At 38.3% G+C, this 26699-nt stretch carries 17 protein-coding genes; 8 read left to right on the top strand and 9 right to left on the bottom strand.

The window, feature by feature from the left end; all coding sequences use genetic code 11:
* Window positions 1–24 precede the first annotated feature (24 nt).
* Complete coding sequence (locus tag ACPDHL_RS08730; RefSeq protein WP_430532389.1) at window positions 25–9327, bottom strand: hypothetical protein; 9303 nt, start codon at window positions 9325–9327, stop codon at window positions 25–27.
* An 800-nt stretch (window positions 9328–10127) separates the two neighbouring features.
* Here ACPDHL_RS08730 and ACPDHL_RS08725 point away from each other — a divergent pair.
* A complete protein-coding gene (locus ACPDHL_RS08725) occupies window positions 10128–10820 on the top strand; it encodes a hypothetical protein (protein ID WP_430532388.1) in 693 nt (230 codons plus the stop codon).
* Window positions 10821–11107: 287 nt separating this feature from the next.
* Here ACPDHL_RS08725 and ACPDHL_RS08720 read toward each other — a convergent pair whose 3' ends face one another.
* Genes ACPDHL_RS08720 through ACPDHL_RS08710 form a run of 3 tightly spaced genes read right to left on the bottom strand, consistent with a single transcriptional unit; the run spans window position 11108 to window position 12729 of the window.
* Window positions 11108–11530, bottom strand: a complete 423-nt coding sequence (locus tag ACPDHL_RS08720; RefSeq protein WP_430532387.1) for a hypothetical protein — start codon at window positions 11528–11530, stop codon at window positions 11108–11110.
* 58 nt (window positions 11531–11588) lie between these two features.
* Window positions 11589–11900: a hypothetical protein gene (locus ACPDHL_RS08715; RefSeq protein ID WP_430532386.1), complete on the bottom strand. Its 312-nt coding sequence runs from the start codon at window positions 11898–11900 to the stop codon at window positions 11589–11591.
* A gap of 58 nt (window positions 11901–11958) precedes the next feature.
* On the bottom strand, window positions 11959–12729 hold the full coding sequence (locus tag ACPDHL_RS08710; RefSeq protein WP_430532385.1) for a hypothetical protein: 771 nt from the start codon (window positions 12727–12729) through the stop codon (window positions 11959–11961).
* 232 nt (window positions 12730–12961) lie between these two features.
* On the opposite strand from ACPDHL_RS08710, the gene ACPDHL_RS08705 reads away from it, so the two are divergent.
* Together ACPDHL_RS08705 and ACPDHL_RS08700 are read left to right on the top strand one after the other, a co-directional pair.
* Window positions 12962–14923, top strand: coding sequence for a tetratricopeptide repeat-containing sensor histidine kinase (locus tag ACPDHL_RS08705; protein WP_430532384.1), 1962 nt, complete (start codon window positions 12962–12964; stop codon window positions 14921–14923).
* Between the two features lie 48 nt (window positions 14924–14971).
* A complete protein-coding gene (locus ACPDHL_RS08700; protein WP_430532383.1) occupies window positions 14972–15604 on the top strand; it encodes a response regulator in 633 nt (210 codons plus the stop codon).
* Between the two features lie 49 nt (window positions 15605–15653).
* On the opposite strand, the gene ACPDHL_RS08695 is transcribed toward ACPDHL_RS08700, so the two are convergent.
* Window positions 15654–16673, bottom strand: a complete 1020-nt coding sequence (locus ACPDHL_RS08695) for a hypothetical protein (RefSeq protein ID WP_430532382.1) — start codon at window positions 16671–16673, stop codon at window positions 15654–15656.
* A 312-nt stretch (window positions 16674–16985) separates the two neighbouring features.
* Between ACPDHL_RS08695 and ACPDHL_RS08690 the strand changes: the two genes are divergently transcribed.
* Window positions 16986–17807: an NADAR family protein gene (locus ACPDHL_RS08690; RefSeq protein ID WP_430532395.1), complete on the top strand. Its 822-nt coding sequence runs from the start codon at window positions 16986–16988 to the stop codon at window positions 17805–17807.
* A 155-nt stretch (window positions 17808–17962) separates the two neighbouring features.
* On the opposite strand, the gene ACPDHL_RS08685 is transcribed toward ACPDHL_RS08690, so the two are convergent.
* Window positions 17963–18553 (bottom strand): Crp/Fnr family transcriptional regulator, encoded by a 591-nt coding sequence (locus tag ACPDHL_RS08685; protein ID WP_430532381.1) that lies wholly within the window; start codon window positions 18551–18553, stop codon window positions 17963–17965.
* A gap of 701 nt (window positions 18554–19254) precedes the next feature.
* Here ACPDHL_RS08685 and ACPDHL_RS08680 point away from each other — a divergent pair.
* Together ACPDHL_RS08680 and ACPDHL_RS08675 are read left to right on the top strand one after the other, a co-directional pair.
* A complete protein-coding gene (locus ACPDHL_RS08680) occupies window positions 19255–19932 on the top strand; it encodes a response regulator transcription factor (protein WP_430532380.1) in 678 nt (225 codons plus the stop codon).
* A 1-nt stretch (window position 19933) separates the two neighbouring features.
* The gene (locus ACPDHL_RS08675; RefSeq protein WP_430532379.1) at window positions 19934–21235 is read left to right on the top strand and encodes a sensor histidine kinase; all 1302 of its coding nucleotides are present in this window, start codon (window positions 19934–19936) and stop codon (window positions 21233–21235) included.
* A 101-nt stretch (window positions 21236–21336) separates the two neighbouring features.
* Here ACPDHL_RS08675 and ACPDHL_RS08670 read toward each other — a convergent pair whose 3' ends face one another.
* Window positions 21337–21780 carry a hypothetical protein gene (locus ACPDHL_RS08670; RefSeq protein WP_430532378.1) on the bottom strand — a complete coding sequence of 148 codons (444 nt, stop codon included), beginning with the start codon at window positions 21778–21780 and terminating at the stop codon, window positions 21337–21339.
* A gap of 294 nt (window positions 21781–22074) precedes the next feature.
* Between ACPDHL_RS08670 and ACPDHL_RS08665 the strand changes: the two genes are divergently transcribed.
* Entirely contained in the window at window positions 22075–22524 is a 450-nt protein-coding gene (locus tag ACPDHL_RS08665) for a PepSY-like domain-containing protein (RefSeq protein ID WP_430532377.1), read from the top strand.
* Window positions 22525–22537: 13 nt separating this feature from the next.
* Window positions 22538–23410 carry a PepSY-like domain-containing protein gene (locus tag ACPDHL_RS08660; RefSeq protein WP_430532376.1) on the top strand — a complete coding sequence of 291 codons (873 nt, stop codon included), beginning with the start codon at window positions 22538–22540 and terminating at the stop codon, window positions 23408–23410.
* Between the two features lie 178 nt (window positions 23411–23588).
* Here the strand turns inward: ACPDHL_RS08660 and ACPDHL_RS08655 are convergent, their stop codons facing one another.
* Both ACPDHL_RS08655 and ACPDHL_RS08650 read right to left on the bottom strand, forming a co-directional pair.
* Complete coding sequence (locus tag ACPDHL_RS08655; protein ID WP_430532375.1) at window positions 23589–24713, bottom strand: helix-turn-helix domain-containing protein; 1125 nt, start codon at window positions 24711–24713, stop codon at window positions 23589–23591.
* The gene (locus ACPDHL_RS08650) at window positions 24710–25741 is read right to left on the bottom strand and encodes a helix-turn-helix domain-containing protein (protein ID WP_430532374.1); all 1032 of its coding nucleotides are present in this window, start codon (window positions 25739–25741) and stop codon (window positions 24710–24712) included. The genes ACPDHL_RS08655 and ACPDHL_RS08650 overlap by 4 nt, the downstream gene beginning before the upstream one ends.
* Between the last annotated feature and the right edge of the window lie 958 nt (window positions 25742–26699).

The following is a 26699-nucleotide window of genomic DNA, read 5'->3' as shown; positions in this document are numbered from 1 at the left end:
AGGCGATTTCTTTTCTGGGTATCCTTAGTCTCTAACACTAAAAACAACATTAAAATAAGCACTCGTACCAGGAATAACATCACTATAGACCGAGTAAATTAATTTCCCTTCGTTTGTAATGCTTACATCATAGACCATTTCTTCATCATAGTGCAAAACAAGATAATCTAATTCTGTTTCAGCTAAAACAGGTAAACTTGTTATTTGGGCGTTAGGACTAATTGCCTTTGGCGTACCAAATTGCTCTACATACACTGCATAGACATCTACATTTCGATTTCTCGTTCCTGGTTCAATTTCCACATAGAAGGAAGGTGCATAAAAGAATTTAGGCATAGCTGGTTTATTCGTAACAACAGGTTTAAAAGAAGCCCCTCCTTGTCCATCAGCCATTAATACTAATCCTTCTTCCACTGGATCATTTCCTTCTACAGAGGAAATCTTTTCAGGCAGTACTCCCTGATCGTCGATCACATGACCTCTTACTGCTGCTCCTTGTAATTGGTTATAGCCTACGGCATCGTTCTGGATCTGGTTTGTACCAACTGCACCATTTTTAAGTTGGGTTTCTCCCACTGCATTGGCTGCGATATGACTCTCCTTAATCCCTTGGTTTTTAATAGACAGGGTTACATTTTCTAATACTGCATTTTGTCCATTACTTACCCCGATGGATTCATTTCCTTGTAAATTTCTTCTGGTAATTGAACTACCCGTAGGTGCTTTAAAGGCTACTTCTCCCCCGGCTTCTACCGTTAACACATGGCCTACGGTTGCGGTTTCAGGATTTATTTTTCCGGCGGTTACCGCTCCATTTTTCAGTTTTGCTGTTGTAATAGCATTATCTTGAATTTTACTCTCGGCAATGGTGTTTTGTCTCAATTTAGTACCTGAAATGGTGGCATTTGCAATTTTATCATTGACTACAGCATCGTCTGCTAACTTATCCGTTGTTACGGCTCCGTTGATAAGCTTTGCTTGCGTCACGGCATTATTCGCCAATTGGGTTGCTGTCACAGCATTATCAGCCAACTGAGTTGTACCGATTCCCTTATTTTTAACCATAACCGTAGCCTCGCGTAAAACAGCACCAGCACCATTGTTTACTTCAATGGAAGCAGAGCCTTTTAAATCGCCTGTTTCCGAAGTTCCTACAGCTGCAAATTTTGCTCCTCCAGTTCCATCTGCTACTAAAGCAAAACCAGCTGTTGCATTGACATTACTTTCATTTTTAGAACTAATTTTAGCAGCTGTAACATTTACATTAGCAATCTTCTTCGTCACTACTGCACCATCTGCAAGTTCAAGTTCACTTACTCCCCCTTGCTTGATATTTACTGTAGCATCTCCTAACAACGCATGTTCTTTTCCAGCACCTGTGATAATAATACCCGTTCCCGAATTCAGTTCTTTTCCAACCTCAGAGAAAACAGTATTCATTTCAATGAAATTCGCACCTCCTTGTCCATCCGACAGCAGGACTAAGCCCATTTCTTTGTCTTCCGAACCAATTTTAGATGCAGTAACATTTCGCTCAGCAATATGTTTTTCTTTAATTCCTCCGTGAACAAGACCTAAATCTAACGGTTGTAGGGCAGCTTTATTTCCTGCTAAAACTGCAATAGTTCCATCAGTAGAAGTCACAGCTTTACCTTGCGTACTCGCAATGGTGTCAAAGGATTGATAGGCGGCTCCTCCTTGACCATCTGCCGTCAAAATACTACCTAATCCTGCCTGGCCTTCCCCTACAGTTGAGGCTAATTTATCCGTTGATACAGCCTTCGTTTTAATGTGCTTGCTATCCACCCCGCCAGTTGCAATAGCAAGGGCGGTTTCCGCTAGTACTGCTTTATTATCTGAGGCTACTTCAATCGAACCATCAGAGACTAAATTGGCTCCTTGCCCATCAAAAGCAGTAGCGTGCAAGGCCTTAAAGGCTACTGTACCATTACCATCAGCAGTAAGCACCGTATGTTCAGCAGCTTCTTCCGCATTGATTTTAGCTACGGTTACTGCCGCATTGGCTAATTTTGCCGTTTGTATTCCTCCATCTGCCACTTCGATCTTTGTCGGAGCTAATACTACATTTAACCCATCAGTTCCATCAGCAAAAACAAGCGAATTCCCTAACGTTAAGTTTTCTCCTCCTGCTTGTACAGCATTTTTCAATACGTAATCAAATCCGCCTACTCCATCGGTTACTAAAATATAATCTTCTTCTTTGTCTACGCCATTTTCTTTTGAGCTGAGTTTATCTCGTGTAATACTACTATCCGCAATACTCAAGGTAACATCTTTCAATAGGGCTTTTTCTCCATCCCCTGCGGTAATTTGAATAATCGTATCCGTCGTTAAATCACCCGCAGTTTCACTCACTATATCCCCTAATTCAGCCCAACCTACTGTTCCATCGCCAGGCGTTACCAGCATACTAGCTGCTGTAATTCCCGCTGCAGAGATCTTAGCTGTTGTAACAGCATTGTCTGCTAGCTGTTCGGTTTGAACTGCCGAATCAGCCAATTGAGTTGTACCTACTCCCTTGTTTTTGATTCCTAATTTTACATCGCCTAACACTTTTCCTATTCCATCATTCACTGTTAGACTACTATCAGTCGTCATATTTCCTGTCCCTGTAATATTCTGTGCATTGATCGGCTCATACTCTACTGTTACGCCATTTGCACCTACCGTTAATACACTACCTGCGGCTTTTCCATTGCCGTGTAATTTCTCTGGTTTAATGGAATTATTGGCTACACTTAAAGTCACATCTGCCAATACTTTATCCACACCATTATCAGAAGCGGTAATAATATTATCCGTAGAAATTTTTCCTTTTTCAGTTAATACGGCTGTTGTCAGTGGCTGATAGGTTACTTGACCTGCCGCATTAGCAACAGCTACGCGATTGGCTACGCCTGCCCCTGCAGTCAATTTAGCGGCCTGAATCGTCGCATCAACAAGATTAGTGTTGGTAATTGTTGTAGCTGCAATGTGATTTCCTTTTACTCCGCCCTCTTTTAACTTTACAGTTACGCTTGTGGTTTCATCCCCAAATAGGACATTTTCACCACCGCTAACCGCAACAGCTCCTTCACCAACTAAATCGCCATTCAGAGCCGGAGCAACAGCTTCTGTTACCGCTGCAAACACCGCATTTCCAGATCCATCTGCTGTTAATACAGCACCTAAATCAGCCCCTGCTGTGCTAATTTTATCCACAGTAACCGCATGACTCTGTAGGTGTGTGGAATTAATTCCCTCTGTATTAATTTTTAATTCAAACGGTTGTAAAACGGCTTTGGTAGCATCACCAACAAGAGTTAGTGAATTATCCACACTTAGTTCTTTTCCATTTAATACCGCTGCCATTGGTTGATAAACTACAGAACCATCCGCTTGAGCTACTGGCACTTGATTTGCCTTTCCTTCGCCCGCAAATAATTTAGTAGCCGTAACCGCTAAATCTTGAATTTTAGCTGTGGTAACTCCTGCATCATTCAATCCAATTGTCATGGGCTGTAACACCGCTTTATCACCGCCACTCACGGCAATAGCTTCATCCGTTGTTACTTTTTTACCCTGAGCGGCAACTGTTGTATAAATTGCTTGTTGCACATTGGTATCCCCTAAGATTTCGGTAATTTTAGCAATGACATCTGCTTCTACATCAATGGTGGCTAAAGCAACGTTACTTCCTTGATCATAAAATACGTATTTGCCTGCTGTTGTGGTATCAATACGCAACGTATTGGCATTGAATTTCACACCTTCACCGATGATATTCCCTTGCTGATCTACATCTTCTTCATTGAAATACGTAAACGTACCATCTCCTTCATTGCGCAAAATCGTCACACGCTCTTGTTCTTGAAGAATTTCGCCAAGAATATCGTCCGTGGCATCTACCCAAGCTGCTTTTCCATTTACATCCGTGATCAAAAGTTGCTTCGCTTCTCCACCTTTGATCTTCGCTGTTGTTACGGCTTCATTGGCAATACTTAATTCAACAGTTTTGAAGACCACATCCGCCTCACTTGCATTTCCATTAATTAAGATTCCTTGCCCTTTTAATGGCGCTTTGGCGATATCAAAATCTTCTAAAGTTTCAATTCGATTGATAATTTGTGTAATTGCCTCTTCCACATTGGTATATTCCACATCGGAATTACTTTCAAAAACAATAGATCTCGCTCGTACATCGATCGTAGCTAAGGCTACATCGCTTGACTTATCCTTAAAAACGAAAACACCAGGCGTGGTTTGGGTAATTTTCAGGGTATTCGCATCAAAACTTTTCCCTGTAGCCCCTTCCTTAATATTACCTAAACGATCGACATCTGCTTCGTTAAAGTAGGTCAAGGTACCATTGTTGTTATCGCGTAAAACAGTCAGAGATTCCACATGTCCGACAAGATCTGAAATAACAGATTCATTGGCATCCGCCCAAAGTACCTCACCGTATTCATTGGTAATTAAAAGCGTGCGTTGTCGCTCTCCTTTTAGTTTGGAAGCCGTTATGGTTTTATTGGCTATTTTTTCATTTGTCACTGCTAGAGCCCCTAGCTTTGTTGTTGTAATTCCCCCCTCTTCAATGGCGATGGTAACATCGGCTAAGGCTGCGTGCTCACCTCCTTCTACGGCAATACCAGCATCACCCGAAATGGTTTTTCCACTGTTTCCAATGGCTTCTCCTAAGGATTTAAACGTTGCTCCACCTTGACCTGTTGCTGTCAATACAGTACCACCTGCTGCATTCGTTCCGATTTTAGCTTCTGTTACAGCCTTATCCGATAGGTGAGTGGTTACAATTCCACCTGACGCTACCTTTAAATCCAGCGGTTGCAAAACAGCTTTATTCCCTGCCGTTGCAGTAATGGAACTATCTCCTGACGTTACTGATTTTCCTTGTACTGTTGCTACATGATCTAAGGTTTGAAACACCGTATTTCCGTTGCCATCAGCTGTTAGTACAGCACCATTTGCTGCTGTTTCAGCATTTATTTTGCCTACTGTTACTGCTTTGTCTTCAAGATGATTTGTTTGAACTCCTGCTGCTGCAATTCCAATTTCAACCGCTTGTAACAGCGCTTTATTATCTAAGGGAATAGACAGCGAGCCATCAGAGGTTAAATTAGCTTCTGCCCCATCAAAGGCATGAGTACTAATCTTTTTATAGTGAACCTCACCTTGTCCATCAGCTGTTAATACTGCATTTTCTTCTGCTCCTGCACTTGAAATTTTAGTAGGGGTAACTGCTGCATCCGCTAATTTAGCTTCGCTAATTCCACCATCAGCAATACCTATTTTCGTATCAGCTAAAACCGCAGAATATCCATTTCCATCTAAGAAGACTAACTCGTCTGCTAGACTTAAATCTTTTCCTTCCTGCACTATAGATGCCTTATCCATGTAGACAAAACCTCCTTGCCCATCCGTTACCATCACCATATCCGCTTGAGAGCCCGTTGCATTTAGCTTTCCAATTTGAATCGTTTGATCGGCTAGTTCTGCATTGGTAATACTCCCCGATTTTATTCCTAATTTCACATCGTTAAACAATGTATTTACACCATCTCCTGTTTGAATTTCAACAATGTCATCTGTGGTTAAATTTCCTGCTGCATCTGTAACAATATCATCAAGTTCTCCCCATTTTATCAGTTGATTGTCATCCATAACTAGGACGCGTTTCCCCTGTTCATCCCCTGGGGATAATTTATCAATCGTAATGGTAGTAAGCGCTATTTGATCATTGGTAATGGTGTGATCCGCTAGTTGATTTGCTGTAATTCCCTTATCCGCAATACTAATGTTCACATCACCCAATACTTTGTTTGTTCCATCATCGACCACGACAATAGCATCGGTTGTAATACTTCCTTTCTCCGTAATTGCATCAGGTGTTAACGGCAAATAGCTTACGTTACCCTGAGCATCTGCTGTTGCAACCGCCCCAGCTGTGGCTCCTGTTGCCTGTAATTTTTCAGCAGTAATGGATTTATTATTCACGCTCAAGGCTAGATCTTTCAGTACTACGCCTTGGGTTTGATCCACGTGGATCACCTCATCCGTAGTTATCGTCCCCGTTTGTGTAATTGCTGTTGCTGTCAGGGGTTTGTAACTGACCGTTCCGTTAGCATTCACGGTTGCCACTGCACCTTCAATTTCGCCCGTAGCATCAAATTTTTCTGCTTTAATGCTTTGTTGACCAAGGTGTTTATTGACAATTCCGCCTTCATTAATCGAAACCATTACTTTTTTAGTTGTATCTCCCACGATCACATTTTCTCCTCCTTCAACAACAATCACATTCTCTTCTCCAACTAAGTCTCCTTGAAGCGCAGGTTTTATCACTTCCGTAGGGGTTTCAAATTTCGTATTTCCCACACCATCTGCAGTCAATACACTTCCTTTACCTACGTTTATAGCACTTATTTTTTGTGTATTTACAGCACCATCAGCCAAGTGTTTGGTTTTTATTCCCCCTTCCTGAATATTGATAATCACCGTATGTAGTACTGCTTTATCCCCTCCCGTAATCACTAGAGAGCCATCCGTAGAATGAAGCTTTTTCCCTTTTTCAGCCAGCACAGCAAACAATTGATTCACTACTTCTTCGCTGTTGAGGATTTCCGTAATATTCTCAATTACACTTGCCCCAATATCCAGCACCGCTATAGGCGTTGTATCATCAGCCTGATCGTAGAATTCATACTGATTTTGATCGTTTTTCTCTATTCGAAGGGTATTGGCGTTAAAAGTGACACCTGTTGCGCCGGGTTTTAGATTGCCCTCTTTGTCATAATCATCTTCTTTATAGTAGGTAAACGTACCATTCTGATTATCGATTAATTCCGTAATAGTTTCATTAATCGACCAGATTTCTTTGACAGGATCTTCCTCTATCCCCATCCATTGAGCAACACCTGTTGCGGTAGTCACAAGAATTTGTCCTGTTTCTCCCCCTAGAATTTTATCTGTCGTTACTGCTTGAGGAGCAATTGATGCATTTTTAACCCCTTCATTCGCAATCGTAAGTTGCAGGGCATTTAACGCGGCTGTTGCGCCATTTCCACCAACAGCAATCGACTGATCAGGTGAAGTAACGGGTTGTCCCTGAGCCGCTACCGTGGTATAAATATCGTTTTGTACACTTGAATCTTGTAAAATGGTTTCCATTTTTTCAATGACAGTGCCCGCAATATCGATCGTCATCAAAGGAGTAGTTACACTGGTTTTGCCATCGTAAAATACATATACCCCTTGTTCACCACTCTTTTCTTCAATTTTTAAAGTATTAGCATCAAAGACGACACCTGGACCCGTAATATTTCCCTCTGCATCAATAGACTCTTCATTATAATAGGTAAAAGTACCGTTATTGGCGCTACTATCTAATAGCGTCACTTTTTCGTTATAAGTGACTAAATCGCCAATAAGTTCATCACTAACTGGCACCCATTGTACGATGCCATTTTTCGTGACTAACAGTTGCTTATCTGCTCCTGGTTTAATCTTTTCTGTTGTAATCCCCTGATTGGCAACAGAGAGTTGCATGGCATTTAATACAGCATGTTCCCCCTGGTCAATTTGAATTGACCCATCAGCAGCTGTGGCCGCTTTACCTTTGGCCGCTATAATAGCATAGAGTGTATTTTGAACATCGACGTGATTCATAATCTGGTCGATTTCTTCAATCACCGTTCCTTTGATATCAATTACTGCTAATGGTAACCCCGTATCCACGAATGTTCCATCGCGAAAAACATAAGTTCCATCTGCTTCTTTTGTAATACTTAAGGTATTGGCATCAATAAGTATTCCTGCTGCTTCAATGGGCTGCCCTTGAGCATCAATACCTTCCTCATTATAATAGGTGTACGTCCCATTTCCTTGATCCACCATCAAAGTAATGACTTCATTGAGCGTTACAACTTCTTTGATGATTGCATCAGTAGCCGCTACCCACTGTGCTTCGCCTTCTTTAGTCACTAAAATATACTTGTTGGCTCCGGGTGCAATTTTTGCAGGCGTAACCGCTTTATTTTTAATTTTATGTGAAGTAACCGCTGCATCGGCGAGAATTATTTCTGTCACTGCTGACTCTGCCAAAGACAATGTAATGTCCTGAAGTACAGCATGATTGACTTGATTTTGCTCATTGACCAAAATACCCCTTCCTTTTAACGGCGCTGGTGTTCCTTGTGCTGTTTCTATTTTAAGGATGATATTATCAATAATTTGTTGCAAGTTATCCCCTTGAATTGTAGTGGAATTATTATCGACAATAATGGCATTGGCCCGTGTACTAATGGTCATCAAAGGAGATTCAACCGATGTTTGTCCATCGTAAAAGTCGTAAATGCCTTTACCATTGGCTCCTGTGCGTTCAGTTATACGCAGCGTATTGGCATCAAACTTTACTCCTCTACCAGGAATAAGCTGCCCCTCGGCATCGATATCCTGTTCATTGTAATAGGTAAACGTTCCATCATCACCATCGACCAATAAAGTTACCGTTTCACTGTGACTAATCGCTTCTTGAATGACCTCATCTGTTGCATGAACCCACTTTACAACGCCTGTAGCATCTGTAATCAATAGTTGTTTACTCGCTCCTGCTTGCAGTTTAGCTGGCGTAATGCTACTATCTCTTACCTGCAATGATGTTGGCGTTAGAACCGCCTTATCACCTCCTGTGACCGCAATAATATCATCACCTGTTAAGTTTTGAGCTTGAACGGAAATAGCTTGAATAATCTCATTCTTTACATTTTCTGCTTGTAGTATTTGCGTGATATTTTGGATAACATCAGCAGGAATATCAAGGCTTGTTTGGGTCAGATCTTCTGAGGTATAGGTATATTTTCCTTGTCCATTGGCCTCAAAATGAGTCAGAATATTAACTTCATCTAAAGGGACAGATACAATCTTATCGTTGGTATCACGCAAAAATAAAACCTGTTGTTCTAAGTTGACAGCCAACTCATCGTTTGAAGCCACATCCTTTAAAAGGTCGTCCGTAGCACTGATCAAGCGAACCCAACGGCTAGCAAACCAGAAATAATACCCTGGCTTTAGCTCTGCATTGTCTGTTGTATTAAAAATTAATAAACTATTGGGAGTTTCTCCCCCATTGATATTAGCATTAGATTGTAAGGATAATAAAGGAATTCTGGGTATTAAAACCCCTTTAAAACTACCTGCTTGTGCCTCCACATCTAAAAGAGCCGCGGCATTTGGATTTGCAGTTCCAATTCCGACTTGGGCAAAAGTTAGCCCGGACATCATAAGTAATGCAACTGAAAGTACATTTTTTTTCATAAACAACTATATTATCTTAATTATTAACTATTACAAATTGGACTAAGTGAATAAGCCACAATTCCTCACTTCGGTTGTCGGATATTGTCTTTATTGATCCGAACACCTACCGTGCATTGGACGCTGCTATCTTTACATTCCCCAATTATAAAGATTTAGGCTTTTTTTTTAGCAATTAAAAAATCTCTTAACACCTATACAGTACAGAAAACACTATTCTTTTGTATATGTTTTTTTTAAACTGATTGTATTTTAGCCTAAATATAAGTTAATTATACCTTATTTTACATAAAAAATTACATAAAAAATTACATGAAAATCAAATATAGATGAAATTCACCCACCTCTTACATATTATTCTATTTATTTTAATTTTTAACAAAAAATAAAACAAAACAATAGCATAAAGCCAAGTATTCCGCCATAAATTATTCCTCTACTTTCGCCTTTAAAACTCAAGTTTCTCTAAGCATGCGTCATTTCTCAACTGCTTATAGCCATAATCACCCTGACCAAGTCATCTAAATTGGTCCAAAATAAGGTGGATCGGCTTGGTGTTCGGTGTAAACGATGAGTTCCCGATACTCGAAAAACAAGCACGAAAAAAAACCCTAGCTACTCCTTCAAGAAAGTACATCCTTATGGGTATAAGACAAAGAAACTATTGGGTGAGTTGGTTTTGAAGAAGCCCTATAATTAGTTCCTTTAAAAACACATCCGAGTAGGGATTCAACGCTATACCGAACAAAAGCCCGAATAAAAGTTAGGGCTTTTTTTATTTCTTTTTGTACCTTGATCCCATGCAAGCAAATGATCACCCCGATTTTATCCCCTTAACCTCAAAACACAGCTTAGTGCTTACTTGGCTACTCAATTTTTTGGGAGGAGCCTTCCTTGTGGGCTTATGTTTCCTATTGAGTTGCTTGCCCTTTTTCATCTCACAACGCACTGAGGTCGTGTTATTTACAAGCATTATGTATTATCCGCTTTGGTTTTTTGCGCTCTATCGCTTTATCCGCTACATCAAAACCAAGATGGCGGGTGCCATACGCAGCATTAGCGTTGATGAACAGGGGATTCACTTTGAAAATAAAGACGGTTCTACCACTGCACTGTACTATAGCCAATTCGGTCCTACCTACCGCTCCCATCACTATGAGGTCTATCTTAAACCTGTCAACAAAAAACTGCGATTAGTCCTGGGCCTAGAAAAACAAGAAATCGAAATTGTATTTGATGGCACGGATAAAGGAAGTGTATATTATATCACAAATGCAAGGGCATTAAGAGCAAAGTTTATTGCAGGCCTTGTTCACTTTAGGCCCGATTTACGCATTGATCCTACCGTATATAAGAAATTTAGTATTCACCCTCAAACGTTCGCTTTTGATCGAAAACAATACGGAAAAAACGTAGTACTAGGAGTAGTCATACTCGGTGGTCTGCTACTCTTTAGTGCGTTACTAGCCTTCCTGCTTCTTGCGGTATTTTAGCATAGCAATTGTAACCTCAGTCTGATCCTCTTTTTGTTCCTCATCCCTACATCCTACTACGCTATTTATCGGCTTTTACAGTAAACGGATACCCATCCTGAACGCATTCAATAGTTATTTCACAAAAAAAAACCTATAACTCCTTACTTCGTTATAGGTCTTTTACTACTTGGTATACGAGTATACCAAGATTTCTAGTTTAAAAACAACTAATTCATCAATTTAAAATTAGTAAACGCTTTCTTTGCAGTGGCTACTTGTGAAAAAGTGATTTACTTGGGTTTCTTCTATTTTGACAATCGCTCTAGTGTATATTTGGTGGAGATTGTTGTTTCAAATGATCCTTCATCTTCATTGGTTATGACTTCTTGATGTTCTTCGATCAAAGTAAACGTATTCGCTTTGGGATCGGGAGCATCAAACACGATAGCAAAAGTGTCGTTGTCTATATCGATAAAATTCACGGCTAATTTTTTATCCTTATACGCAAATTGCGTCTTTCTAATTTCGCCATAGGCATCGCTGGAAAGGCCTGTATTGTCGGTGGAGAAACGGAAAGACGCTGTATCCCCCTCATCTAAGTCTTCCGTAGTCAATCGCCAATTACCTTTTAGATTGAAGGTAGCTGAAGAACCACCTGGGTTATCTTTTGTACGATCATCTGAATTACAAGCCATAAAAAGGGATACAAGGCTTGTGAGTACACACATAAAAAAAAGTCTTTTAATCATCTTTATTGGTTTTAGTTTACTTTAAATAGGGAAAAAATTATTCGTTATCAAGCTCATCAAAGACGTTGCAGTCAACATCATCCCATTCTTCGATTATTTTAGTGATATGGCTGCTTACTTTGGGACAATCTTTTAATTTTTCTAGGTATACTAGAGCTGCAGCTTTTGCTGCTAGACAAGTGGATTTGGAAGGGTTTGCTGTATAAGCTGCTGCTTTTTCTTGAAACGCTTGCCCAGCTGCCTCGGGAAAACAGTTTTCCTCTTTCTGATTATCACTACTGCAAGCCACTAGAGCCAACCCCAAAAGGAGGACCCCTCCTCGTTGTTTTATTTTTTTACTTATTTTCATTTCATTATCATTATTAGTCCTGTTCTTTTTCTTTTGCGTCTAACTCCGATCTAGCAGGTTAAAATCGATAGCCAATACTCAGTCCTGTTCGGAGTCCAGCCCACGGTATTTTTCCTTTTACTTTTATTCCATTATCGTTGATTTCATAGTCTAAATTTTTAAAACTATCCTTTAAATCTTGCGCAAACTCTTGCAATTCCATTTGTTCGTCTTCGGTTAAATGTCGATGTGCGGTCAAGTTGATCGTTCCAGATCCATAATTTCCACCAATAATTTGCCAATCCAAATACAGGTTTTTACCTAAGCTCCATTGCACCCCAAAGTAAAGTCCGCCAGAAAGAGCTTTGACTTCTCCTTTTATAGGAAAATTCGGATCCTCTCCCACTAAGAGTAATTCATCAAATTGATAGGAATAATCGAGCTTAGTCTTTTCGGTTTTTACAAAAGCGGCAACATAAAATCCGTTAAACGCCCCCTTTTTGCCTAAGTAGATTTTAATTTCAGGTGCTAGCGAAAAATTTGAATATTTCAATTGATCCACATTAAATGTAGCCTCTTCCTTATCCTCATTTTCCACTATTTTTTGTAAGGTCTTTTTAAAAGGAACCTCACTTTCTGGGCGATAGTTTACGGTCGCTCCGACAACTAAACGACCTATTGCTTTTCGTTCATAACTCAAAGAACCCGTTCCCCAAAGCAGGGGAACTAGATTTGTTTTGAACATATTTTTTTTCGCTTCACGTAGACTATCCGTTGTAATTTGAGGTACTTCTTGTCCCTGTAAGGTGAAACAAAATAAAAATACAAGGAGAACAACACCTTTTTTCATAGCTAGATTTTTAAATTTTTATTAACACAATAGTAAGAACTTATACCACCCAATAAAATACCCCTTACTCGGTATATTAAGCTACTTATTTGCTTTTTTTGTTAAAACTTATCGCCAAAACGATTATTAATAGTATTATTGAGGTATATTTTTAGTATTTATTTCACATTCCCCCCTTCGGTTTTTTATTTTTTTTAAGAAAACTTATAACCAACACTTTTATCTATCTACTATGAAAAAAAACAAGACGAGATATTCTTTTGTTGAAATTGGGGTTGTTATGCTATTTTTTTCTCTTCTAGCTAACCGCGTATATGCGGACGTACCTTCTACTACTGTTGACTCATTGATTACAAAGTATACCCATCAAGTAAAAGGTGTAACAAAAAATGAATTTCAACACCTCATTGATCTTGCTTATACATACAGTGACAACATGCAGTTTGAAGCTTGTGAGCAGCTTCTTACCTTTTTATTCACCTTGACAGAAAAAGATGGGCTGAGGGAAAGTATGATCTATCACGTAAAAGGATATAACCAGGCGCGTCAACGCAAAAATAGACAAGCGGTTGATGACTATCTTAAAAGTGCAACCCTACGAAGGGAAATGGGCCAAGATCTCTTGTTAAATTATACGCTCACCAATCTTGGAAAAGTTTACTATGATTTAGGCGATTATGTTCAGGCACTTAACGTTTATAAAGAAGCCCTAGAAATTGCTTATAAGATTAACGATAAAACATGTGTTGCGCTCGCTCTTAATGGAATTGCAATCGTCGTTTCTGACCAAAAAAAATATGAAGAAGCCCTGCAATATCTCAGAGAAGCAATTAACAACTATCGATTGGTTCATGACCATAAATCGATTGGTAGAAATTACTTCGATATAGGCGAAATAAAATACCTCATGAATCAACGAGATTCTGCCCTATACTACTTTGATTTAGCCACAACAATTGGCCAAAAAGAGAATGATGAATTGGTTATTTCCTATAGTCAACATCGCATGGGAACGATCTTTTTGGACAACCAGCAGTACGAAGAGGCAGAACATTACTTCCTAGCGGGTTTAGCCCTGAGAGAAAAAATAGCCTATCCTTTAGAAATCGCACTTTCAAATCTAGATTTAGCTAAGCTATATCTAGTGAAAAATCAGTATGACAAAGCCATTCATCACGCTTTTACGGTGAGAGACCTCGCCCAAGAAACGGATTTTTTAAAAGGACAATATAAGGCGGCAGAGCTCCTGTCCGAACTATTTGAAAAAAAGCAGGACTATTATAAAGCCCTCGTCTATCATAAAGAGTTTAAACGCTTCAATGACAGTTTATTTTCAGTTGATAAAAATCAAAAATTGGAGGATCTCAATACAGAGATACTGCTCGAAAAACGAACCAGTGTACTCAAGCTACACTATGCTAAGCAGAAAAACAACCTACTTCTACTTAGTTTTATACTAGGGGCGATGGCTTTAATCCTCACGATTTACTTTTTGCGCTTGAAAGCACGGAATAAAAGAAAGTTTGCATATCAAATAAAAGAAAAAGAAACGGAAGCAGAGAAACGAACCCTAGTTGAAGTATATGAAGAGCGAAAACGCATCTCAAGAGATGTTCACGATGATTTAGGATCTAGTATTTCTAGTATTAAAATGCTAAGTGAGATTATTTTTGACAAAACGACAGATCCCAATCTAAAGCAAAGCCATGCTAAACTTCTAGACATGCAAACAGAAGTAACGGAAAAAGTGCGCGATATTGTTTGGATGCTCAATTATGAAAACAATACACTAGAGAAGCTCATGTGGTATTGCCGCAGCTATGCTGAAAATATTATGGAAAGTTTTTCGATTAGCGTGCATACGACAACAGCGGATAGTATGCCGCGATTAAAAATAAAGGATGACATCCGAAAAAACCTGTTTCTCTGCGTAAAAGAAGCATTAAACAATGTCTTAAAACACGCAAAAGCTACGCATATAGAACTGCTATTTCAGTATCAATCTTCTGTTTTTAGTATTGAAATTATAGATAACGGAAGAGGATTTGATAAAACACCTCATAAAGGAATAAAAAATGGCCTAGGCAATATGAAAAAAAGAATGGAATCTATAGGAGGTCAATTTCAAATTTCATCCAATTCGAAAGGAACAAGCGTAATATTTTCCATTGATATTCCCCAAAATAGGTATTGATTTAGTCCTGATATTATCTCAATTTGCTAGTCATTAAATACATTGCATATGGAAAAGAAAATTTCTATTGTCGTTTTAGAAGATGAGAAACACTATAGAGAAACGATACAATTGTTACTCGATTACTCGGATTGCTTCACTTGCCTCAAGGCATACGAAACGATTAAAAAATTTTATCGCGAATTTGAAAACATTGAACCTGATATTTTTTGGATCGATTTAAATTTACCAGATGGCTCAGGCATAGATGTAATTGAATACATAAAGAAAAAAAGGCCGGAGGCCTTGTGTATTGTCTGTAGTTTTTTTGACTGTGAAGATATTATTTTTAAAGCCTTAAAAAATGGAGCTGATGGTTATTTACTAAAAGGAGAACCCAATAAAAAATACCTGCAAGCCTTAACCGAGCTGTATCAAGGTGGAGCACCCATGAGTGCTACAATTGCCAAAAAAGTAATTTTGTCTTTTAAAGAAGATAAAGCCTCCCAAGAGAACTATGCCTTAACGGAACGTGAAAAAGAGATTCTAAAGCATCTTTCCCTAGGCGCACAATACAAAGAAATTGGCGCAACCTTATATGTTAGCACCGAAACAGTCAAAAAGCATATAAAAAACATTTACACCAAATTACACGTAAACAACAAAACCGAAGCCGTTACGAAGTATTTTGGACTGAGATAGCCAAAAACACGCCCTCTTTTCGCCTGACTCTTTTCTTGATCAACAAGCATTAAGTCTCTTGTTTCTTCTTTAATAGGGTAAAAGGATTGAAGGAAACCCCCACATTAAAGTAAAACGTAGGATTAGGCTTAAAGGCTACAGTAGCTCGATTAAATGATTTCTCCTTCTCAAAAATACGCGAGGACGGTGTGACTTTTAATCCAGCTTTGCCAGTCAATACAAAATCTCCAAAAGCATGCTCATAAATAAATCCAGAATTGACATCTATTTGCCTATATTCAAAGCGTTGTTTAGCATCTTCTAAGTTGTACAAGTAGAAAGAAGTAACATCCATTTCACTTCCCAATGACAATCGGCTAGAACGAAACACATTTTTTCTCACATACATACTCTTTGGAAGCGTTAGATCAAAAACCAATCCATTGTCAAACTTGTACTCATACGTAAAAACGGGTAAAACAGGTAGTTGTGTGGTTGGATCAAGATTAAGGGCTACCCCTACACTCATGATCGTCTTGGCATTGCTTTTTAAAATAACCACCCCTGATGCTAGTCCTTTTACGCGCTCCACATACTTATCACTTCCATCAACAATCAGGCTAGCAGAATAAACCGCTCGATTTCCACCTAAAGTGGAAAAATAAACAACATTTAGCGAGGTAAAAAGATTGTGAAAGTTGGTTTGCTTTGCTGTAGGATTAGAGGTAAATGATTCAAATAAATTAGCTGTCATCCCTGTAAATTTATAGCCCACTGTTCCGCCAAAAACAAGGTGTTTCTTTTTAATAAAAGGCAGGGTAGCGGTTACTTTAACCTGTCTAAATGCATCGACCTTGCCTTCTTTTGGAGCGGAAAGCCCTTTTTTTGGACTGAAAGTATAGGGCGATACATTTGTAAATTCAATATTTAAAGGACGTATAATCGTAAACTTATCAGCCGCATAGCTTACTACTTTTTTAGGTACACTACTACTGTCCCTTTTCATCTGTATTACCCTCGCTTGATCTTGAGCAAAGCCCTTCACACTCAGCCCCAACGCAGCAGTTAAAAACACTACTTTTTTAATCATATATGGAAAATTCTTAATTTAAATAGCTTTAAAATAGCAGTATTATCTGCTATTTTTCATTTTTAAAAACAAATAAATAAAAAAAAACAGAAAACCATTTTACTTTTCGTACAAAATAACAGCTGGCAGTGAACCATTATCGTTGTACCTTTGTATAAGCGAGGGCTCTTACGACGCCAAACGCACAGTAAAATTAAATTGAACCCGTACTTTAACTTGAATTCTTTGCGGTTTACAATCGATCCTGAAGACAAAGTAGCGTACGAAATGAATGCAATACGTATGGCTTTTACCTTTACACTTGAACATCCCATGCCGCCTATTTGGATGCGCTTTCCAAACATTTCTCAGTATTCTATTGGCTGGAGAATGGGGTATGGAGAGGATTATAAATGCCAATGGAGCGATTGGCTCGATACGCTATCCCCTACCGAACAATCACAGTATCAAATCCTGTTTCCTCCTCCTATTTTTTGGCGAGAATACTACAATGCCGATTTCGATTATGCCGATATTCTAGACTATGAATGTGAAGACGTACAGCTTTGGCGTAAAAAAGGAGAAATGAAATATTCTCTTGCTACAATAAGACAACCCCAAGAGACCTCGTCATTTTTGTTTTTTTGGAGACCCGAGGCAGGCGTAATCAATTCCTCTTGTCTTGGCCAATGGCAACCCTCCTATTTTGAGGTTGATATGGATACCTATTCCTGTACGGAACAATATATGATGGCCGAGAAAGCAAGACTTTTTGAGGATGAAGAAACCGAAGCCCTTATCATGGCGACCACAGATCCTAAAAAAATGAAAGCACTAGGCAAAAAAGTAAAAAACTTCAATCAAACGACCTGGGACAAAGCTAAATATGCGATAGTACTGAATGGCAACTACTACAAATTTGCACAAAATAAAGCGATGCGCGATTTCCTACTCGCAACAGGGGATCAAATTTTGGTTGAAGCAAGTCCACTGGATACCATTTGGGGAATTGGCCTTGCGGAAGAAGACCCTCAAGCACGCGATATCAGTAGCTGGAAAGGACAAAACCTATTGGGATTTGCCCTGATGGAAGTTCGCGATGAACTGAGAAAACTCTACCAAAACGATGATAGAATTCCTTGGGACAAGTTTTAGATGTACACGGTTTATCTCCCTGCCTTTCTACTTGTTATTTGCCCGATTTTTCAAATCAAAAAAGGGTCAACCCTATTTAGGGACCTCCAAGGTGACGATGAGCCAATAGCCCCTATCGCAAAAGGAGCGAAAAGCAACGAACGAAAAGCAGTATCTCAAAAAAACATTTTTCCCCTCTCCAAGCGGATTAAGTGTTTCGCTTCCATTTCCTTAATGGTGCGAATCACTGTTTCAACGCGAAGTCCTGTCATATCGGCAATTTGCTGACGAGTCAGCTCCACATGAAATTCTTTGGTCCTTTCTTTATGTTGGGTTTTGATATAATTTAATAAGGTCAGGATTCGCTTTTCAGAATCATTAGACGAAATATCAGGGGCCATGATTGACTTATAGTACAAACGCGCAGACAGGGCTTCTAATACGCTAAAACAACTCGCTTTTTCACTTTCAAGCAAGGTATAAAAATCGCTTTTATGGATGAGTAAAATGCGGGTTGCTTGCAGCGTAACAGCATTGGCGGGATAGTTCACCGCACAAAAGAGCGGGGGTTCTCCAAAGCTTTCCCCATCGGTAAACAAGCCTTGAATAAACTCCTTGCCATCTTCGTTGTAATTATTCATTTTTACTCGTCCTTCGACAATTTGGAAGTAGTAGCGCGGCTCATCTCCTTGTGTAAACACCGTCTCATTCTTGTCAAATTCTTTAATAAAACCGCGATAGCGCAGTAAAATAGCAGGATCAATCATAGTAAGATATCTTCGATATATGCGATCTTAAATTTACGACTTATTTTGAGGATAAAATAGCAAAGAGCGATAATCTTAGCCGTAGTACGCGTTCTACTCCTGTGCGCTAAGCCGATTCTTTACTGCGTTTTCTTCGCATCAAAGGTCACTTTGTCTAATCGATACCAAAAATGGGGCTCACCCTCCCAATCAAAGGTTTGTATATACCTAAATCCCTGTTTACGCAAAATGCGATTTGATCCGATGGCTTTATTTTGTTTACTGTTTACTATTTTTTACAATCGTTCTTTGCTATTCACCAGCTACATGAATACGCTACAAACCTACATCAGTCGAAATTAACCTGCAATACCCTCTTTCCCTATAGGGAAAAAGAAAGCTCAAATGGCTTTATTTGTCTCCTTATAAAAAACACAAACAACTGTTATTCAGCCGTTTATTTTGTTTGGTTTTTGTTTTGTTTGGGTCTTCTTCGGTAAACCTGTGTATTTACGAGGGATTACCCCCCATTTACCGAACAAAACCCAAACAAAACCCGAACAAACCCCAAGCCATTTCCGCTTTACTGCAAGAAACTACCCCCTTCTTTTTCGTCTACATTCATGTAAAAACAAGACGGTAACCTTGTTTTGTTGTATCTTCGTTTGTCGTGTTGAATACAAAAAAACAACCGTAGCCGTCTAACCCCTTATCCTACACCTATGAAAATTTTAGTAATTGAAGACGAAAAAGAACTACGTGCGATTATGAAAGAATCGCTAGAAAAAGAACGTTATGTGGTTGAAGTAGCTGAAAGTTTTAAACGAGCAATTGAAAAATTAATAGGCTATGACTACGATTGTATCTTGCTCGATATTATGCTTCCAGACGGTAATGGTATAGATGTATTGCGCGAGATCAAACGCATGGGTAAAGAGGATTCTGTCATTATTATTTCTGCCAAAGACTCCATTGATGACAAGGTAATGGGATTGGAACTCGGCGCAGATGATTACTTAACCAAACCTTTTCACCTATCGGAACTACTGGCCAGAATAAAATCGGTGCTTCGCCGTAAGCATCAGCAAGGATTTCAAAGCGTGAAGTGGAACAATATCGAAATCTTTATGGATGAGCGAACCGTGAAGGTAAACGAAACGCCCATGGTATTAAACAACAAAGAATTCGAGTTGCTTTATTACTTCGTGGTCAATGCCAATCGCTTAGTCACTAAATCATCCTTAGCAGAACATATTTGGGGCGACAATATGGATGAAGCAGACAGCTATGACTTTGTGTATTCACAAGTAAAAAATCTACGCAAAAAACTGAAGACCCACCAAGCAGACGCCAATATTCAATCCGTATATGGCATGGGGTATAAACTAGTACAGGAGTAAAATGAAGCTACACAATTATATGTTGGGGTATCTATCGGTTGGAATCATCCTTGTTCTAACTGCTTGGGTATTGATTTTTTATGCTTTTATGACGGAAGAAGTGTATGACAATATTGATGACGGATTAAAAAATAGCAAGACTGAAATCATCAAGAAAGCCTATACCAATCCACAGGTCGAAAGCTTCCTTCCCTTTGGCACTAGTGGATTTAGAATCACCCCCTTAGCACCAGGGAAATACACCAAAAAAAATGTATTTACAACAGAAATGATCTACATGGATGTAGATGATAACGAAGAGCCCGTACGCATGTTGACGACCACCTTTGTCGACCAAAAAGGAGATCATTATCTACTTGAAATACGCACGTCAACCATCGAAGCTGATGATTTACTGCGCGATTTTGGCGTAGCGGTATTGGCCTTGTATTTTGCTTTACTACTTAGCATTTACCTCATTAATCACTTTATTTTACGTCGGGCGGTATGGAATCCCTTTTATCGCCTACTACATAATCTGAGGACCTATACCTTAGGCGAAAAAATCAGTACAGCTGAAACTCAAACCCCCATTAAAGAATTTACAGACTTACAGCGAGAAATCAATAAAATGATCACGCGCATTGAGGAAATGGTTGAGCAACAAAAAACCTTTGTATCCAATGCAGCGCACGAATCACAAACGCCCTTGGCTATTATCAGCAATAAGCTCGAATTGCTCGCAGAAACTGAAGGATTAAACGAGGAACAAATCAATCAAATTGGATCGATTCATCAAAGCTTATCCCGATTGATTAAACTCAATAAATCACTTCTCATGTTGGCTAAAATTGAAAACAAACAATTTCAACAGTATCAAGAAGTAAACCTCAATCAAATCGTCAAGGCAATCATCGAAGACTTTGAGGACTTATTCTCCTATAAGAATATAAGCGTTACCCTACAGGACACGGGTGAGGCTTTTACTATGCTGATGGATAAAGGACTTGCTATTACCTTGGTGCAAAACCTGCTCAAAAATGCATTAATTCACAATATTCCTCAAGGAAGTATTGTCATTGAACTCCAACACAATGCCTTTACAATAGCCAATACTAGTGCACACTATACTGCATTAGACGAATCCGTCATCTACAATCGCTTTTTTAGAAGTACAACCAATGATGAATCCACTGGCCTAGGTTTGTCTTTGGTACAAACCATTATCAAAGTCACGGAATCACTTCATATTCGATACGAATTTGATCAATTGCATCGTTTTACCGTTTACCAATCCAACGGGATAAAGAGAAATAAAGACTAGTGGTATAAAAAATAAACACACCTCATAAAGTAGGCCTTTGCTGAGGTGTGTCTAACATAACATTACATAAAGTTGATGACAACGTGAAAAATAAATCTTGTTTACTTTGCATACTTTTTCTCGCCGTTGATGTATAGAACTCCCTCTGTTCCATCAAACGTATAAGTAGCGTCTTGGTAAACATTACCTTCTTTTTTATCTAAAATAAGTAGCTGTTGAGCTTCCGTAGGAAGGAACAGCTGTAACTTGGATTGATCTGCATTAAATACAACAAATGCACTGATAACGGCACTTCCCTCCACTTGTACTGGATTTAAACGCAGCCCTTGATCAAACAAACGCAAGCAGGTCTGATTCAACTCGCTCCACGTTTCACCTGCAGCAGTCAGACAACCGTGATCGTCTTTTTCTCCTCCAATCTTTGGCGTTTCCGCTTGGGTTTTCACTTGCTGTTCTTCGCCACTCTTGGCTTCTGCTTTTTTTGTGGTTGTAGTACAGCTTATAAAAGTAAAAATACCCAAGATTAGTACCCCTCCTTTTTTCATTTCTTTTCCTTTTTAATTCTTTTTTTGAAAACAGGACTTCTCACTCCTGTACTGAGGTAAGTGATCCCTCTCCTTTTTCATTAGCATACAATATACGAATTTTTATGCATATAGGTGCCATCTCAGGATCAACATTGGCACAAATTTAATACAAAAAACCCTGTTTTTCAATAAGATACACAAAAAAAAGTTGTTTTTTATAAAAACGCTGCTATTTCTTTTTTTTAGCCAAATTCCCAATTCTTTCCAGATTCTAGCTGTAGATTTGTAGTACAAATAGAAAAATAAATAGCCATGAAAAATTTTAAAACAGTACTATTCGGAATCTTTAGTGCGATTGTCATGTTAACGAGTCAATCAACACTAGCCAAAGACATTGTCATTACAAAAAGTGAATTACCGAAAAAAGCACTTGCATTTATGGATACCCATTTTAATGCAAAAACCATTCAATTAGTAGAAAAAGATGTCGATTTACTATCTGTCTCGTATAAAGTAACCTTCACGGATCAGATCGAAATAGAATTTGATCAATCGGGAGCATGGGAAGAAGTAGATGGCAATAAGAATCAGTTGCCTACTACATTCCTCCTAAAGCCAATTGTAGACTATATTACAGCCAATTACCCAGGAGCTCATGTAATAAAAGTCAGCAATGAGCGAAGACGATACGAAGTAGAACTCAACAATGGACTTGAACTCGAATTCTCAAAATCAGGAGAATTCAAGCGAATTGATCACTAATTAAAAACACGTCATGAAAAAGAAAATAATTGCTTTGGCTCTATTTGGAGCACTTACCCTAGGTTTTACTGCTTGTAGTAGCGATGACAATCATTCCGCTCAAGTTGAACAAGTCACACTGGATCAAGTACCTATGAACGCGAAAAAGTTTATTGAAACGACTTTTCCCCAGGCTACAGTTGTAAAGGCAACTAAAGTAAATACCCCGAATTATTACGGGTCATTTTACGAGCTGATCTTAGATAACAACATCGAAATCGACTTTGATCAATCTGGTCATTGGACTGAAATAGAGACAAAGGATCACAGTGCAATTCCAGCGGCATTTCTCCAGCAAGAAGTTCCATTAATCCAAGCCTATATAGAAGAATATGATAAGGAGAGCTTTAGTATTGAAATAGACAAAGACGCAAAGGGGTACGAAGTTAAACTAAATAGTGGATTGGAATTAATCTTTACGGCTCAACAAGAATTTGTAGGGCTTGATTTAGATGCAGAGGAGGATGAACAAGTGATTCAGGCAGATCAATTACCTACCGCGGTGAAAAACTTCTTGACCACACATTTTTCTGATGCTGGGATTGTTTTAGTTAAAAAAGAAGTAGACAAGGCAGTAACGTACAAAGTCTACCTCACTAATGGGATTAAAATTGAATTTAATCAACAAGGCGATTGGATTGAAATGGAAACCAAACAAAACAAAGAAATCCCATCTGATCTAATGCCTGTTGCTTTAACGACCTATATTCAACTCAACTACAGCGATTTTAAATTGGTGGGCGTCGAGAAAAAAAGCCAGGGGTACGAAGTAGAAATACAAAAAGGAAGACAAGAAATAGAGCTTCTTTTTGACCAAGAAGGAAATTTTGTACACGTAGACCACTAAGCTGGAACTCGTAACAAAAAGGAATAAAAATAGAGGGACGGTCTACGCTTAGACCGTCCCTCCTGTTTTAGGTATAACGCTGCTTGTTTTAAATCCCACAGCCGGATCATGAAAAAAGTGCAGTGCTACTTGCCACTTTTTTTCGTTCTTATGGTAAGCCCTAATTTTTCAGGAACAACTAACTCATAATCGCTGAAGGGGCAAAACCAAATACTTCTACAAATGCTCTATAAAAAGATAAACGCGTATTAAACCCACAAAGTAAGCTCAATTCCTCAACGGTATAATTTTCTTCATTTTCCCTAATCATAAGTACAGCATACTCCACTCGTAACCGATTGATATACTGCTTAAAAGTAGCAGCAGAAGATACTTTAAAGTACTCCGTAAGTTCTGCTTTTGGAAATTGCAAAACACGAGCCAATTCTTCTAAATTTAAAACTGGATTTAAAAACAAGCGTGTTTCAATTAACTTCACCGTAATAACCTGACGAATTTCATCCACTCTACATTCAATCGGTTCCTTTTCAAAAACAGCCCCTTTCGTCAGCTGAAATAAATTTGATCTTCTGGATTGTTGAGAAGACCACAAAGACAATTTCTCATTTTCGGGTAGGGACACATCCAAAGCCACCTCTCCGAATATTCGAGTTGTTTCTCGTTCCAATTGCCCTGTTACTACCGAATTGTAGTGACTTAATTTCGAGTTAATAAATGCTTTTACTTCATGTAGTAATGCGGCACTTAACAAACAAAAACTAGTCAAATAAAAAACAAAATCAACGTAAGAGAAAAGAGGAGCCCGATAGTAATAAGCCATTAAAAATGAAATTGAAATACAAAAGAGGGTGACAATATAAAAAGCAAAGTATTGCTTCAATGCTGGAAATAAAACCTTGTCAATCAAACACCAATAACCATAGCAACCATAAAGTAAGGCCATTACACTAATAAGCAATAGCAAAATATCATGCAATGGCTGCACGTCAAATCCTGTACCATCCACCACTAGCTTATACAAATAATACAACGTTAAAATCACAACAGGCATATAATGTACAAACAGAAAGGGATGCCTTACTTTCAATACATAGATTAACCCTGCTCCATGTAACAAGAAAAAAACAGTGCCTAAACTAAAACTCGAAGGCAAATGGGCATAAGAATCTATCAAATCAAGTACTGCATTCAAACCTAAAATCGTACAGCTCAACAAAAACACGTTCAATCTTTCTTTATTTCTCCTTCCATTTAGCCAATAGAAGAGCGCATACACAACAAAACAAACCAACATCCCAATCATAATTTCCTTTTACTTTTTTCAATAATTACACGGTATTCAGTAGGGCTAAATCCGGTTAAATCTTTAAAGTATTTATTAAAGGTGTTAACGGATTTAAAACCACATTCTTCAGCAACAGCTAACAGCGTCCAATCGGGCCTATTCTTCAATAATTGCAAAGATTCAATGATCCGATGAAAAGCAACCAATTTATAAAAACTAGTATTGAGGTGATTGTTTATCACATAGCTTGCCTGTTGTACACTACTTCTAGGTATGTATTGACACAAGGTTTCCAAACTAAAATCACACTGTAGAAAAACCTTTTCCTGATCAAAAAAATCGAGAATTTGTCCTGCTAACTCTTTATTTTGATACTTTAATCGATAAACCTCGGTTTCTACTTCTTTCTTCTCCTCTAGGAGCAATTCTTTTGGTCCTTCTACATTCCAATCTTTAGCAAGAAAAAAAGTCTCCGATTCCCTGTCTTTTAGCTGCTTATTATAAAAAAAATAGGTGAATATTGATAGCACTAACAATACATATTGAAGTCCTACCTGTACATAGCCAAGCATAATAACCAAATCATTGGTGTTGTTGTTGAAAAAATAACCTTGAAGATTGAGTAACAACAGATAGATTACAAAAAAGGTATGCGATATACTGATATAGGATTCAACAACTTTAAAAGCATCTTTATAGCGAACCTGATGAAAATAAAAGAAACCAAAATACACGATGCCAAAAAAATTATTCAAGGTAACGAGTATCCAAAACGGAATGGGAAGAAAGCTAAGAACAAGCAGAAGGATAGACAGACTCATCATCTGTGTAATTTGGGTTTTCAGGACAACATCTGGCGAATCATTGACAACCCGAGATAATTTCAAACTAAACACAAGAGCAAAGAAATTAATAATATAAACCGTTTTGTGTTCTATTAAAGCATTGTAATAATTAGCGGTTAATAAAAAAATAAAAAGAACAAACAATAAATAATAGAACTTATCAACCTGTACGTTAGCATTCCAATCGGACAACTTTATCATATACTTTTTTGTTAATCAATAGGACTTTGCTTTGAGCATCACAACAGTTAAACTTAACGAATTGATTACTACATTATTGCTCAGACGAACCTTAGCATCGTCTTTCATCCTGTATTAGTAAATAAACTTAATCACACCACCTAAAAACGTGTATTTTATAATTTTTCGGATCTAATAATTTTTACATAATTCTCTTTCACTTTACATAATTTTTCACATTATTTCTATTTTTCATCTAAACAAATTTAACTTTTGAGATGTTAACACCTGTATCAAAAGACCTCCAACATGATCAAAGTAAGTATTTGAAACACCCTTTAACATTTATTTTACTATTTTAAATTATATGTAACAAAATTACAAAACAACAGCAAAAAATACCAAATAATACAGAATAAAACAAAACATACACAACAGAAACAGCCCATCCTTAGATTAGGCAACTTACCTTACCCCTATATAGAACGAAGCATAGGAGTAAAAAACACCACGATAGCTTTCAATTATAAAATTTCAGCTGCAAAACTCAATTTCTTAAGGCAATTCCATTTTTTTCAATAAAATAACAAAATAAACAGCGGACTCTTATAGGCATAAATCAGTGCTATAGCCCTAGCTTTTTTCCAATAATTAGCTCCCTTACTAGGTGATCCAGAAAAAAACAGTGGCCTAAAATTGCATGGGAAGTGAAAATACAGCCTCAAGTTTCACTATAGGTTGACCTAAATAGGTACTAGGTACCCCCAATTGTCAAGGACTTTCTCCACAAGATGAGGTACTGCTCACCTTGATGTAAACCTCCTTGCACAGCCGAAGTAGATCAAACAGCCAACAAACAGCCAAGGAGGAAGAAGCAACACGAGCCACAATTTTTAGCCGATGAACCAAAACACAGTAAAATAAGGAGTAGAAAGGGAGAGAATTTTAATTACAAAGTCCCTAAACAATAGCGGAATAC

This window comes from Myroides sp. C15-4 (assembly GCF_050522745.1).
GTDB lineage: Bacteria > Bacteroidota > Bacteroidia > Flavobacteriales > Flavobacteriaceae > Flavobacterium.
The sequence above is the reverse complement of the archived record's forward strand: the minus strand, read 5'-3'. Positions and strand labels throughout refer to the sequence as shown.